Origin of the sequence: uncultured Anaerofustis sp. (assembly GCF_938029165.1) — a bacterium.
Classification (GTDB): domain Bacteria; phylum Bacillota; class Clostridia; order Eubacteriales; family Anaerofustaceae; genus Anaerofustis.
Map to the genome: position 1 here is coordinate 49,980 of NZ_CALHFB010000001.1, position 14,895 is coordinate 64,874.

The 14,895-nt window shown below is 32.6% G+C and carries 10 protein-coding genes and 1 tRNA gene; 3 read left to right on the top strand and 8 right to left on the bottom strand.

Annotation, left to right across the window (positions count from 1 at the left end; all coding sequences use genetic code 11):
- Window positions 1-41 precede the first annotated feature (41 nt).
- Window positions 42-3,494 carry a transcription-repair coupling factor gene (mfd, locus tag Q0516_RS00225; RefSeq protein ID WP_294467690.1) on the bottom strand — a complete coding sequence of 1,151 codons (3,453 nt, stop codon included), beginning with the start codon at window positions 3,492-3,494 and terminating at the stop codon, window positions 42-44.
- A 260-nt stretch (window positions 3,495-3,754) separates the two neighbouring features.
- On the opposite strand from mfd, the gene Q0516_RS00230 reads away from it, so the two are divergent.
- Window positions 3,755-5,719, top strand: a complete 1,965-nt coding sequence (locus Q0516_RS00230) for a fructose-1,6-bisphosphatase (RefSeq protein WP_294467693.1) — start codon at window positions 3,755-3,757, stop codon at window positions 5,717-5,719.
- Window positions 5,720-5,755: 36 nt separating this feature from the next.
- On the opposite strand, the gene Q0516_RS00235 is transcribed toward Q0516_RS00230, so the two are convergent.
- From Q0516_RS00235 to tilS, 6 genes are all read right to left on the bottom strand, one after another.
- On the bottom strand, window positions 5,756-6,982 hold the full coding sequence (locus Q0516_RS00235; protein ID WP_294467695.1) for a CaiB/BaiF CoA-transferase family protein: 1,227 nt from the start codon (window positions 6,980-6,982) through the stop codon (window positions 5,756-5,758).
- Window positions 6,983-7,098: 116 nt separating this feature from the next.
- A complete protein-coding gene (locus Q0516_RS00240; protein WP_299236993.1) occupies window positions 7,099-7,428 on the bottom strand; it encodes a helix-turn-helix transcriptional regulator in 330 nt (109 codons plus the stop codon).
- Between the two features lie 152 nt (window positions 7,429-7,580).
- Window positions 7,581-7,979 carry a thioesterase family protein gene (locus Q0516_RS00245; protein WP_257479989.1) on the bottom strand — a complete coding sequence of 133 codons (399 nt, stop codon included), beginning with the start codon at window positions 7,977-7,979 and terminating at the stop codon, window positions 7,581-7,583.
- Window positions 7,969-9,852 carry an ATP-dependent zinc metalloprotease FtsH gene (gene ftsH / locus Q0516_RS00250; RefSeq protein WP_257479990.1) on the bottom strand — a complete coding sequence of 628 codons (1,884 nt, stop codon included), beginning with the start codon at window positions 9,850-9,852 and terminating at the stop codon, window positions 7,969-7,971. Before ftsH ends, Q0516_RS00245 begins: the two co-directional genes overlap by 11 nt.
- A gap of 107 nt (window positions 9,853-9,959) precedes the next feature.
- Window positions 9,960-10,493, bottom strand: coding sequence for a hypoxanthine phosphoribosyltransferase (gene hpt, locus Q0516_RS00255; protein ID WP_294467702.1), 534 nt, complete (start codon window positions 10,491-10,493; stop codon window positions 9,960-9,962).
- Entirely contained in the window at window positions 10,477-11,871 is a 1,395-nt protein-coding gene (tilS, locus tag Q0516_RS00260; protein ID WP_294467707.1) for a tRNA lysidine(34) synthetase TilS, read from the bottom strand. Before tilS ends, hpt begins: the two co-directional genes overlap by 17 nt.
- A gap of 108 nt (window positions 11,872-11,979) precedes the next feature.
- Here tilS and Q0516_RS00265 point away from each other — a divergent pair, with 108 nt between their 5' ends.
- Window positions 11,980-13,110, top strand: coding sequence for a DUF362 domain-containing protein (locus Q0516_RS00265; protein WP_294467712.1), 1,131 nt, complete (start codon window positions 11,980-11,982; stop codon window positions 13,108-13,110).
- Window positions 13,111-13,231: 121 nt separating this feature from the next.
- Window positions 13,232-14,575 carry an LCP family protein gene (locus tag Q0516_RS00270; protein ID WP_257479994.1) on the top strand — a complete coding sequence of 448 codons (1,344 nt, stop codon included), beginning with the start codon at window positions 13,232-13,234 and terminating at the stop codon, window positions 14,573-14,575.
- Window positions 14,576-14,778: 203 nt separating this feature from the next.
- Here the strand turns inward: Q0516_RS00270 and Q0516_RS00275 are convergent.
- A tRNA-Ser gene (locus tag Q0516_RS00275) sits at window positions 14,779-14,866 on the bottom strand.
- Between the last annotated feature and the right edge of the window lie 29 nt (window positions 14,867-14,895).

Below are 14,895 nucleotides of genomic sequence, written 5' to 3' on the forward strand. Positions count from 1 at the left end.
CATAGTAATAAACTATCATAATGCTATAAATTATACACAATTTAAGCTATATTATCAATTATTTTGTCTATAAGTTTCATAATATTCTGATGTACGTTTCTTGTCTTTTTATATGGGAAACAAATCCTTATAAATTTACTGTTCTTAAGGAATTTACCTTTAAACATTTCATATAATTTATTTATTTCTTCCATATTTATTTCTTTTTCTTTGTCAAAATCAAAATATATTTCTCTGTTTTCTTCATTAACATTAATACTTAATATATCTTTTTTACTTGCTTTATTCCTAAGAAGAGAAATATCCATCAAATTAAGTGTTTCTTTTCTTATATCTCCGTATATATCAATAAGATTTTCAACCATTTCATCTTTATCTGCTTCTGTTTCTATGCTGGCAATTTCTTTATAAGTAATTATCCTTTGTTTCTCATCTTCTATATATTTCTTATCTATATAAGCATTTACTTTAATATTGATAGTAGTTTCCACCGGTTCTTTTTGGGCTTCCCCTTTGCTTTCTTTAAGAGCTTCCTGAAGCATTTTTGTATAAAGCTCATACCCTACATTCGTAAAGTGTCCGCTTTGATTTGCACCGAGAAGATTTCCCGAGCCTCTTATTTGAAGGTCTCTTATAGCAATTTGAAATCCCGAACCAAATTTTGTAAATTCGTTTATTGCTTTAAGTCTTTTCATCGCGACTTCATTCAATGCCTTATCTTTTTCGTAAGTCACATAGCAATAAGCATTTTTATTGCTTCTTCCTACTCTTCCTCTAAGCTGATACAGCTGTGAAAGACCTAGATTATTACCTTCTTTTATTATCATCGTATTTGCATTTAAAATGTTGAGTCCGTTTTCAACTATTGCGGTACAAACGAGGACATCGAATTCTTTATTCAGAAATCTGAACATAGTCTTTTCAAGTTCCCTTTCCGGCATTTGACCGTTCGCAAATTCGACTTTTAATCCCGGTATCAATTTCCTTAATTTAAGGCATGTCTTTTCAGCATTCTTCACGGAATTATAAACAAAAAATACTTGTCCGCCTCTGGATAACTCTCTGTTTATCGCGTCTTTTATGATGTAATCATCATATTCTATAACGTACGTTTCTGTTTCTTCTCTTTCCTTAGGGGGCTTTTCTATCGTCGATAAATCCCTTATGCCGATAAGCGACATATTAAGTGTCCTAGGTATCGGCGTTGCGGAAAGAGTAAGGGTATCTACATTTTCCTTTAATAGTTTAAGTTTATCCTTATGAGCTACTCCAAATCTTTGTTCTTCATCGACTACAAGTAACCCCAGATCCTTAAAATTCACATTATCTGAAAGGAGTTTATGTGTCCCGATCACTATATCCACTTTGCCTCTTTCAAGCTTATCTATTATTTTATTCTCTTCTTTCTTCGTTTTAAATCTTGAAAGCATTTCTATTTTGACAGGAAAATCTTTAAATCTCTCGACAAAAGTATTATAATGCTGCATTGCAAGGATAGTTGTAGGAACAAGGACTGCACATTGCTTACCGTCCATTACAGCTTTAAAAATAGCTCTTGCGGCAACTTCGGTTTTACCAAAGCCTACGTCTCCGCAAATAAGTCTATCCATAGGATATGGTTTTTCCATATCTTCTTTTACTTCTCTTACACATCTTTCCTGATCTTCGGTAAGTTCATAACCGAAGTTATCCTCGAATTCTTTTTGCCACGGAGTGTCAGGTGAAAAGGCAAAACCTTTTATTTCTCTTCTCTTGGCATATAGTGTAATATACTCTTTTGCAAGTTCTTTAACCGCTTTTCTCGTTTTATTCTTAGTATTTTCCCAAACCTGAGATCCCAGTTTATTAAGCTTTGGCGGTGCGTCAGATGAACCTATATATTTACTTACCAAGTTCATCTTATTTGCAATCACGTATAATTTATCATTTCCGGCAAATTCAATTTCAAGGTAATCATTATAAAGACCTCCGGCTTCCATATTGACCATACCTAGGTATCTTCCTATACCGTAAGTTTCGTGAACTACATAATCACCCTTTGTTATTTCACTGAAAAAAGCTTTTTCTTTATTTTTATCTGACTTTACTCTTTTCTTTTTTGACTCTTTTTTAATCAAAACATCATTATATGAAAGTATAAATAATTTTTCACTTAAGATATTTATTCCACTTCTTATATTCGATTTTACAAGTGCAACATGTCCGTCTTTAACAGTGTGAATAAAATCTATTTTATAATTACTTAAAAATTCAGAAATGTTATTTTTTTCTTTTTCATTTTTATAAGTAATTATTATTTTATAATTTTCTTTTAAATAAGTAACTATATTATCAATCAAATAATTGATATTTTTTACATAATTAATATTATCACTTGATTTTACTTCAATGATATCTTTACAAAACAAATTATTGGAAGCCATTGATAAATCAAAATAAATAAGAGAATCTAAATTTATAAATCTTTCTTCAGCTTCTGCAAATTTAAAGTGATTGTTTACTTGTATATCAAGTATCTTTCCGTGCTGTGATAAGTCTTTAAGCTCCTCTTTATTATCTTTAAAAAATCTGTTATAAGTCTTTTTTATTATACTGTAATCATCAAAAATAATAAGAGGGTCTTTATATAAATCAATAAGAGACTTTGTATCAGGTGAAGCATAGAATATATATTTAGTGGTATCATTTGTATTATCCGCTATTTTTTCATAAAGCTCTCTTAAGTTTTTGTCTGTTTCTTCATCTTCATTTTTTGTTATTAATTTTTCGAGCTTAGCTCTTACTTTTTTATTTAGTTTATTGATTTCATTATACTCTAATAAGCTTGTCTTTGCGGGAACAAGGGTAAAACTATTTATCTTTTCTATACTCTTTCCCGTACTCTTATCAAATGTCCTTATAGAGTCGATCTCATCATCGAAAAATTCTATCCTAACGGGAACTTCGTCCCCCATAATAAATACGTCTACTATGCCGCCCTTTACGGAGTACGCCCCCTGACCGGTAACCTCATATTCTCTTGCGTATCCAAATTTATTTAAAATTTCAATAAATTCATCTATATCTAATATATCTTCCGTCTTTTTTGTTATTATACTTTCCTTACCCCAGAATAGTCCCTTTTCCAAAACAGCATTTATCGAAGTAACGATTATTTTTTTACTACCCATTACAGCATTTTTTATGACATTTACTCTTTTATTGGTAAGTTCCATAGAATGACTGTCGATAAATTCATGAGTTATGGGCTTTGAAGGGTAATATAAAATATCTTTTTCATCCAATATATCACTTAGGTTCAAATAAGCCTCTTTTGCAGATATATCATCCTTTAAAATATAAATGACAGGTCTTTTTTCTTTATATAATTCATGAACAGTGATCATGTCTTTTAAATTGGAACTCACGCCATGAAGAAAAATACTTCCTTTCTTATCGGCAGTATAGTTGATTTTATTTATAAAAGATACGCTATTCAATAAACTCTCGGTCATTTATAATCCCCTTTTCAGTATATCGTTTTATTATATCACATTTTAAATCATATAAAGATTTTTATGATATAATAGCAAGTATAATTAAAGTATTATAAATACTCAGCTAAAAGATTTTACTCTAAATTAAATAAATATTCAAACATAAACTCGTATTTTTAATTATAAATTAATCTTTTTTTCACTAAATTAGATTATTATAGATAAATATAAGATTTAATATACATATTTAGAGTATATAAAATAAGGATGGTAAAAATATGAGAAATTTTAGCACAAAGGAGATTTATGACAACAAAGACTATCTGACTTTATTTTCAAAGCAGTATACAAATGTTTGCGAAACAAGAGCCAGAATAATTGAGCTTAAAGCAAATTTAAACCTTCCCAAAGGTACCGAACATTTTATAACCGATATACACGGAGAAAATGAAGCTTTTGAACACGTACTTAGAAACTGCTCGGGAAGCATAAGAAGAAAAGTCACGGAAACTATAGGAGATAAAGTAAATGAGGAAGAACTTAATACAATAATCACCCTCATATACTATCCTGTAAAAAAACTAAAACTCCTTGCAAGCGAAGACAAATTAAATAAAGAATGGTACAAGGATACACTAAAATATCTGATTGAAATACTCGCAAATGTATCAAGCAAGTCTACAAGAGAACAAGTCAGAAGAAATATAGATAAAAATTATGTAAACATAATAGAAGAATTATTATTCAAAAATGATAAAGACGAAAAAAGAGCATTATATTTTGAAAATATATTTGATACTATAATCGATACCAATGCAAGCGAGGATTTCATCGTTAAAATATGCCGCTCCATAAGGACGCTAAATCTGGATCATCTTCATATCATAGGCGATATCTACGACAGAGGAAGAGGCGCACATAAAGCAATGGATATAATATCAAATCATCATAGTGTCGATATACAGTGGGGAAACCACGATATTGTGTGGATGGGAGCAAACTATGGTAATGAAGCATGCATAGCAAACGTAATAAGGATATGTCTCAGATACGGAAATATAGAAACACTTAGGGACGGATACGGGATCGGGATACTTCCCCTCTCCTTATTCGCTTCAACAACATATAAAAATTCAACCAAAGAAGATTTAAAAGAATTCTTCCCAAGACTAAGTGATGAAGATCCGGATATCGATGAAGCATTGATGGCTAAAATGCATAAAGCAATAACGGTCATCCAGTTCAAACTGGAAACACAAATCATAAAGAGACATCCGGAGTACTTAATGGATAACAGGGATATGCTGTCTAAATGCAACTTCGATAAAGGGACGATAGTTATAGATGATATAGAATATGAACTAAATACTAAAGATTTTCCGACCATTGATAAAGAAGATGTAAGCAAACTTACGGAAGAAGAACAAAAGATAATAGAGACTTTAAAACATAGCTTTATATCCAGTGAAAAACTAAGTGAACATATAGATACACTCCTGACAAAGGGAAGTATGTATCTAACTTACAATAAAAATTTATTATTCCATGGATGTATACCTCTAAATGAAGACGGAAGCTTTAAAGAAGTGAGGGTCGGAGAAGAGTATTATAAAGGCAAAGAACTTATGGATAAAATGGAATATCATTTAAGAAATGCCATTACCGGTGATAAAAAAGATACTTCATATTTCTGGTATTTATGGTGTTCTCCCAACTCTCCTTTATTTGGGAAAAGCAAAATGGCGACCTTTGAAAGATATTTCATTGACGATAAAGAAACACATAAAGAAACATATTTATCATACTTCACAAAATCAGCAGAAGAAGAAATCGCCGTAGAAATACTCGGAGAATTCGGACTTCACGACAGCTATTCGAGGATAATAAACGGTCATGTACCTATTAAACTAAAAGCGGGACAAAGCCCTATAAAAGCTAACGGAAGGTTATTATTGATAGACGGAGGATATTCCAAAGCCTACAGAGATGTTACGGGAATTGCGGGATTTACGCTTACTTATAACTCTTATGGGATGAACCTTATAACGCATCATCCATTCAACAATGTCGAATATGCAATCAAGCATGAAATAGATATCAGAAGCGAACATAGATTTTTATATGATAATGACAAAAGAATTCTCGTAAAAGATACGGATAAGGCAAAAGATATTAACAAAGAAATATATTATCTTGAAATGCTTCTTACCGCTTATCAAAAGGGTATCATAAAGAGAACTTAAAAAAGACCCATATGGGTCTTTTTTATTTTTAAACTATCAAAACACTCCCTCTTTATTCATCTTTTCAAATTCCTCATCGGAATACCCCATGGAAGTTATTATCTCTTTTGTATGATGACCGAGCGGATATCCTGATATATCATATTTAGCGGGACACTTAGAAAGCTTGATTGGATTTCCCATTTGTTTTATATTGATGTCTTCATTCTGAGAACTCTTTACATCTACGACCATTTCTCTTTCCTTTACATGTTCATCTTCAAAAGCTTCTTTTAATGATAAGACAGGTTCGACACAAACGTCCTTTTCACTAAATATATCCATCCACTCATCTCTGGTTTTACTCTTAATAATATTTCTTATATCTTCTTTGACGTTATCTATATCTTCAGGAAATACCGAACCTTCGATATATTCTTCTCTGTCGATAAGTAGACAAAACTCCCTCCAAAACTGAGGCTCCAAACACCCTACACTAAGATATTCGCCGTCTTTTGTTTCATAAAAATCATAGATACATCCGCCGTTAAGCCTTTGTTTTTCCCTCTTAGGTTCTTCTCCCGAAACAAGGAACCCGGCACCGTCCATTGCATTAAAAGGTATCAGCCCGTCGTACATGGAAATATCTATATACTGCCCTTCTCCTGTCATATTCCTGTAATTTACAGCCGCCAATATACCCACCACTGAATTCATTGACCCTGCACAAACATCGGCAATCTGCATATTTGTAAGCACGGGTCCGATATTCTCCTTACCCGCATGCGCCATATTTCCGCTTCTTGCAAGGTAATTTATATCATGCCCCGCATTTTGGCTTAAAGGTCCCGTCTGACCATATCCGGTCAGGGAACAATATATAAGTTTAGGATTTATCTTACTAAGCTCTTCATACCCAAGCCCGAGTTTATCCATAACTCCGGGACGGAACTGTTCTAGAATGATATCATATTCTATTATAAGTTCTTTTACGATATCTATTGCCTTAGGATTTTTCAAATTCAAAAATAAATTTTTCTTATTTCTTCCGAGCCATGCTTGATTAGCGGATAAATTCGTATCATCTATAAACGGAGGATAATCCGCAACGATATCGGGTCTTACAGAAGAACTGATTTTTATTACTTTAGCCCCCATATCGGCAAGGAGCAAAGAAGCATAAGGCCCGGGAAGAAGAGTCGAAAAATCGAGTATTTTTAAATTACCTAATGCTCCGTTCATTCTTACTTTTTTATTATTAGGTTCATTATTTTCTTTTATCATATTTATAACCTCCGATTATTATTTAAAAGTATATCATTTTTATAATTAAAGGAAAAGTTTAAAAATTTGTACTTTAATATTTAACTATTTAAAAAATCAAATATATTTATTATATTTTATAATTTATTTTCTAAATCATAATCTTTTAATATATTTATATTTTTAATCAATAAATGCTTTTTCTCTTCCGTACAATCTTTAAAAAGTTGATCTATTTCTCTTATTGTCAAATAAATTGCTCTCTTACCTAATTCCAAATTTAGCAGCTCATCAAGACCAATATCAAGTACTTTTGCTATCCTTACTAAAGTTTGAAGTGATACTTTAGTTGTTCCATTTTCAATATGACTTAAATGACTAACTGAAATATCCGCATATTCCGATAACCTCTCCTGAGTAATACCTTGAGTTCTCCTTGCATCGCCTATTTTAACACCTAACTTCATATAATCTATTTTCATTATACACACCAATTTTTTAAATTATTTTTATAAATTTATTATTACATAAAATAAAAAATTATCCTGAAAAATACAACATATGATGTATAAACTTTTTTATAAAAAAAGAGCAGTAACATAACCGCTCTTTCAAATATTTATTTATTCTTTTTAGCTTCCGCTTTCGCTTCAAATTTTGCCTGATCGATTATAAACCTTTCGTGAGTTCCTTCTCCGACTTTTTCCTTTTCGTCATAAACATCGACTTTAAATAAAAGTCTTCTTCTGTCTACTTCGATAAGTTCACATTCACATCTGACTTTCATCCCGAGAGGAGTCGCCGCCAAATGTTTGAAGCTTGCCGCCGTTCCCACGGTAGATTCGCCTTCGTCCAAGTATTCTTCGGCTAATTTAAAACAAGTTCCTTCCATCAATAAAAGCATATCCGGAGTGGAAAATACTTCCGCGGCACCGCTGCCTTTGCTTGAAGCTAGATGTTTTTCTTCAACTACCAATTCTCTTTCATTTTTAAGTCCAACTGTCAATTTACTGTTCATCTTTATTTTCTTCCTTATCCTTCGCTTCTTCCGCTTCGCCCGGATATTTACCCGTTTCATACAGACTTGCAAATTCTTCTCCGGTCAAAGTTTCTTTCTTTATAAGCTCTTCTGTCACAAGTTCAAGCTTATCTTTATGTTCTTTCAATATATTGATAGCTTTTTCATGACATTCGTTTATTATATCTCTTACTTCTTTATCTATCGCACTGGCAACTTCTTCACCGTAGTTTTTACTTCTGAGGAAATCTCTTCCGATAAATACATCATCCTGTCCGCTTCCAAGCCCCAAAGGTCCGAGGAGTTCAGACATACCCCATTCAGTTACCATACTTCTTGCTATTTTGGAAGCTCTTTCGATATCGTTTGAAGCTCCCGTACATATATCATCAAGCAAAACTTCTTCCGCAGCTCTTCCGCCGAGCAGTCCGCATATCAAATCGAGAAGCTTACCTTTCGGCATATGTGAATTATCATTGTCGGGAAGGGAAATAGTATATCCCGCAGCCATTCCTCTAGGGATTATAGAAATTTCTCTGACTTCATCACATTGAGGAAGACTCTTCATTACAACAGCATGACCTGCCTCATGAGCAGCAGTGATTTTCTTGTCTTCATCGGTAATGACTTTACTTTTCTTTTCGGGACCGGCAATTACTCTCTTAATTGCTTCTTCGATATCCTTCATAGAAACTTTCTTTTCTCTTTTTCTCGCTGCAAGCAAACTTGCTTCGTTCATTACATTTTCAAGGTCCGCACCGGTAAATCCCGCTGTACTCTTTGCGATGATACTTAAGTCGATATCATCTGCCAAAGGTTTGCCTTTAGAATGAACTTTTAATATATCTTCTCTTCCCTTTACATCTGGAGGAGCAACCATTACCTGTCTGTCAAATCTGCCCGGTCTTAAAATAGCAGGGTCTAATATATCGGCTCTGTTGGTGGCAGCAATGATTATTATACCTTCCTGATTTGAAAAACCGTCCATTTCAACCAATAATTGGTTTAGAGTCTGTTCTCTTTCATCATTTCCGCCGCCGAGACCTGCACCCCTGTGACGTCCAACAGCATCGATTTCATCTATAAATACGATACAAGGCGAGTTTTTCTTGGCAGTTTCAAATAAATCTCTTACTCTGCTGGCACCGACACCTACGAACATTTCAACAAAGTCTGAACCGCTTATGCTGAAGAAAGGAACTTTAGCTTCCCCTGCGGTCGCTTTTGCGAGAAGTGTTTTACCCGTTCCCGGAGGTCCTACCAAAAGCACCCCTTTAGGTATCCTCGCTCCGAGGTCGATATATCTCCTAGGAGATTTTAAGAAATCCACGACCTCCGCAAGTTCTTCTTTTTCTTCATCAGCTCCGGCTACGTCCGCAAAAGTATACTGCTTATCAGATTTGGTATAAAGCTTGGCTTTGCTCTTTCCGAAAGTCATTACTTTATTTCCGCCGCCTCCCTGCTGAGAGAAGAACACAAAAACCAAAAAGCCTAGTAGCCCTATGGATATAAGTGCCATTAAAGCACTGGTCCAGCCCGATGGATTTGATACATCATATGTTACATCCAATTCTCCCGGATTTGCTGTGATATAACTTGTAATAAGTTTATCGAGCTCCGTTACGGATACATTGGATACAAGCATGGTATCCCCGCTTTTTAATGTAGATTTGGCTGTAGATTTATTTCTATTTATAATTATACTTTTTACATTGTCCGATTCTATATTCTGAACCAATTTACTGTAAGATGCTTTTTGTGTCTTAGCAGAACCAGACAGTGGGTTCATCGACCCCGTAAGCATGCTGACAAGCAGATAAGTACCTAAAATCAGAACAATATAGATAGTCACCGTTTTAAATCTTTTATTCAAAATGTTTACCTATTTCCTTTCTTTTATTAATTAGTTATTTTATCATACTTATTAATTATTAACAATAATTAGCAAAGTATATAAAAAATTTTAACATTATCTTTATTTTATGAATAAACTTCCTCTTTTAGTATACCTATATACTTAAGATTTCTGTATTTATCATCATAATCAAGTCCATATCCCACTACAAATTCGTTAGGTATGTAAAAACCGTAATAGTCAACGGGAACTTTTATTTCCTCTCTTCCCTTTTTAATAAGTAATGAACATATTTTCATACTCTTCGGGTGTCTTTGTTTTAATATCCTCATCAAATAATCCAAAGTCCTTCCGGTATCAAGGATATCCTCTACTATAAGTACATCCCTTCCTTCGATATTTGTTGTAAGGTCTTTTACGATATTTACAACTCCCGAAGAATTGGTACCCTCATAACTTGAAACTGCCATAAAGTCCATATCCACAAAGGTATCGATTTCTCTGAGCAAATCGCTTAAGAACATTACCGCCCCTCTGAGCACACATATAACAAGCGGATTTTTATCTTTATAATCCTTTGTTAATATTTTACCAAGCTCCTGAACCTTTTCTTTAAGCTCTTCTTCGGTGATTAGAATTTCTTTAATGTCTTCTTTCATGTTTACCTCTCATAGTTTTATAATTTATGCTTAATATATTTTTTGTATTTTCATCTATCCTATATTTATTGTTTATATCATATCCTATTACTGCGATTATATTTTCTTCATCTGATAAAAGAGGGATAAAGTCTCTGTCTTCTTTTGGTATCTTTTTATCTATAAAATATTTTTTTAACTTTTTACTTCCGTCTAATCCAAAAGGAGAAAACTTATCTCCGTCTTGTCTGGTCCTTAAAAAAAGTTTACCTCTTATTTTATCATAATCCACGTATTTATCTTCACTGTTTTTGTCTAAAATATCTTTTTTTTCTAATTTTATGAAAATATCATTGTATTTGACTTCAAATTTATTTTTATTATCTACTTCCAAACGGAAACTTTCTCTATTATCCTTGCTTAAATACTCAAAGTATAGTTTATCATATCTTCGTTTTGCTACAATATTATTTATTAAACTTATTTCAAAAGATGTATTATTTTTTTCTATCAAATCAACTATATTATTTATTGCCTTTGAATTTATATCTTTTTTTATACCAAGTTTATTTAGCATATTAAAAAGTATTTGTTTCTTAACTGCGGTATGAAGAGAATAATAATCTTTTAGCTCTATATAAACCTTATCATCTTCATTGATAATAACTATCTTAGAAGCAAGCTCGTTTAATAAATCGTCGATTTCTCCCGCAATACTTGAAAGTTCAAAAAAATGATTATAAACATTATTATTTATTTCTTCCAAATGCGGAAGTATGTTATGCCTTATATTATTTCTGCTGTAATCAGTATCAAAATTTGTCACATCGGTAACATATTTTAAATCATTTTCTTCTATATAACATAAAATTTCTTCTTTGGTGAGATTTAAAATCGGTCTGATTATATTATTATTACTAACGGAAATCCCTTTAAGACCCCTTATCCCGCTTCCTCTTACCATATTTAGAATTATGCTTTCGCTGTGGTCAAGAAGATGATGAGCCGTAGCCGTCTTATTTATATTATTTTCTTTCATTATCTTATATATGAGTTCGTATCTTTTTTTTCTGCTTATTTCTTCCAGACCCATACCGCTGTCTTCATGAAGCTCCAACATATCTTCGCTTTCCAGAAATAAAGGAACCTCATGCATTTTGCATAAATCCAAAACAAAATCTTCGTCTCGCTTTGCTTCATTTCTGATATTATGATTTAAATGAAAAGCATATAAAGAAAATCCCATATCCTTTTTTAATGTATTCAAGATATGAAACAAACAAACGGAGTCGCTGCCTCCGGATAAAGCAATCATTACTTTATCATTTTTTTCTATTAAATTATTTTCTAAAATAAAATCTTTTATTTTTTTAACAATCTTCGCTGAATTTTTTCTCATATGTCCATTTTAATAAAGTAAAAAGCATTTATCAAGGTAAATACCATAAATATTATACTTTAAAGTAAAATTATGGTATACTATCTAAAAATATATATGGAGATAATCATGTCGAAAGTTGCATTAGTTTATTTGGATAACTATGAAATAGAAAATGTATATAACGCTCTAAAGAAAGGGATCGATTTGATTGGAGGAATTGAAAAGTTCGTAGATAAAGACGAAAAAATCCTCATAAAACCAAATCTTTTAAAACCGAGAAGTCCGGAATATGCGGTTACTACTCACCCAAGCGTCTTTGAGGCAATGATAAAAATACTAAAAGAAAATGACTATAAAAATATATCCTACGGAGACTCTCCAGGAAAAGGTTCTACTGTATCCGTAGCCAAAGAAAGCGGATTATATGATATAGGAGAAAAATACAATATCGAACTAAAAGACTTTTCTCAGGGAAGCACTGTTCATAATCAGGAAAATGATTTTGCCAAACAATTTGAGATAGCAGATGCAGTAACCGAGAGCGACAGCATTATAAGTATCTCAAAAATGAAAACACACCAGTTAACGAGGATAACAGGCGCGATAAAAAATATATTCGGCTGTGTAAACGGATTTAATAAAGGAGCAAGCCATGTTAAATTCTCCGACGGAGAAAGTTTCTCAAAAATGCTAATTGATTTGGTCAAGACCATAAATCCCAAACTCAACATAATGGACGGAGTAGTCGCAATGGAAGGTAACGGACCGGGCAGCGGTACTCCGGTAAAAATGAATGTTTTGTTAATTTCCGAAGACCCTATTGCAATTGACATAATTTTTGCTAAAATGGTAAATCTGGACAGAAATTATCTTCCTTTTATAGAATATGCCAGAAAAATCAATTATGGGACTAAAGAAGAAGACATTGAAATCGTCGGAGATGATTTTGAAAAGTTTATTAACGATGACTTTGACGTAGTAAGAGAACCCGTTGGGATAGGAAAATTTGATAAATATAAAAAGTTCAGAAGATTTGTCTTAAAGAAGCCTTATATTGTACAGAAGAAATGCATCAGATGTAAAATTTGTGTTAATTCATGCCCTCTTCCCGACAAAGCCATAAGCTTTAATGAAAAAGAAAACAGGATAAGCTATGACTATTCAAAATGCATAAGGTGCTATTGCTGTCAGGAAATGTGTCAAAGTAAGGCAATAGAGGTAAAAACCCCTATTCTTAATAAAATTTTAATAAGGTAATAATACTTTCATAATATAAATGTTATATTATAAATAAAATGGATAAAATAAACCAAATTTCGATTAATACGATTAAGTATTTAATTTTATACTAATATATTTAAAATGAGGTTATTATAGTATGGGTAAAATTGTAGTCAGAAGAGCTGACGGAGAAGTAATCAAAATAGATGAAAACGAAGCTCTTGGTGAACTTAGAAAAATAAGAGACAAAGAAAAAAGAAACAGAAAAAAACCAAGCAAAAGACCAAAAGGGAAAAGACCTTCTAATAATAACGGACCTAAAAGACCTAATAACAATAAAGACCCAAGGGACCATAGAAGAGAAGAGCCTGCTAAAATGACTAAAAGACCTAAGGGAAAGAGGAAAAAGCCTCAAAAACCTTGGAAGAAGAGAGTTAAAAAAATCGCAGTATTCCTTCTTGTTTTCTTGATTGCTGCATCGGCTTTTGCTTATTATCAAGTAAATCAAATATTTGCAAAAATGAATACCGTCGATTTTCCTAAGGGAGACAGCGAGCTTGGAATATCTTCTTATGTAAATGATTATTACAGAAAAGAAAATAAATATATCAAAAATTATGCCTTATTCGGAGTTGACTCAAGAGGAAAAGAAAACGGCAGGACAGACTCTTTGATGATCTGTTCTGTAAACAGTAAGACGGGAGAAATAACTCTTACTTCAGTACTCAGAGACTCCTATATAAAAATTGCACAAGTGGGAGACGAAGATTACGGTTTTGACAAAATAAACGCCGCACATTCCTTCGGCGGACCTATAATGACAGTTAAAACCTTAAATGAAAACTTCGATTTAAATATTCACGATTACGTAGAAGTAAACTTTAAAGCAGTATCGGATATTGTAGACGCTCTGGGCGGTATTACAGTAGACGTAAAAGAAGATGAAATCGAAAATCTGAATAAATATATAAGAGAAAACAACAGACTTTTAAAAGGAACAAAATCAAAAGAACTTACAAAAGCGGGAAATCAGAAACTTGACGGAAAACAGGCATTATCTTACTGCAGAATCAGATACGCCGGAAACGGTGACTACCAAAGAACCGCAAGACAAAGAATTGTAATGAGCAAAATTTATTCCACGCTTAAAAATAGCAGCCTTTTAACACAGAAGAAAGCTCTTGAATCCGTACTTCCTTATATCACCACATCAATGTCATCAAATGATATGTGGCCTATTATAATGGCATACTTAAAAGGCGACGGCGGTCCGAAATCAAAATCTCTTACAAAAAACGACCTTATGAAATCGGGAACGATCAACGGTGGATGGTGCTTGATATTCGATACATTAAAAGAGAATGTTCAGTATCTCCATAAAATAATCTACGGAACAGATTATACGGTTTCTCCTACAGTGGAACAAAGAAACACAGAATATGAAAATAAGACGATGTACACAACAAAATATGCAATAGATTCAAAAGTTTATACAAAATAAAAAAGCCCATATGGGCTTTTTTTAATATAAAATTTATTATTTATATAGGAACATTCATAGTATCTTTTATTAAAAAATAAACGACAATATATATAAACCTGAAATTACCTACCGGGTAAAAACTATCATTTGAAATATAAATAACCTATTAAATATAATAAAGTACCCTATAAATATATTTAAAGGATACTAAAAATCTAATATGGCGGAGGACACGGGACTCGAACCCGCGGGGCTGTTACACCTTACTCACTTTCCAGGCGAGCTCCTTAGCCACTCGGTCAATCCTCCGTTTTTTCTTACGATTAATAAATTAACAC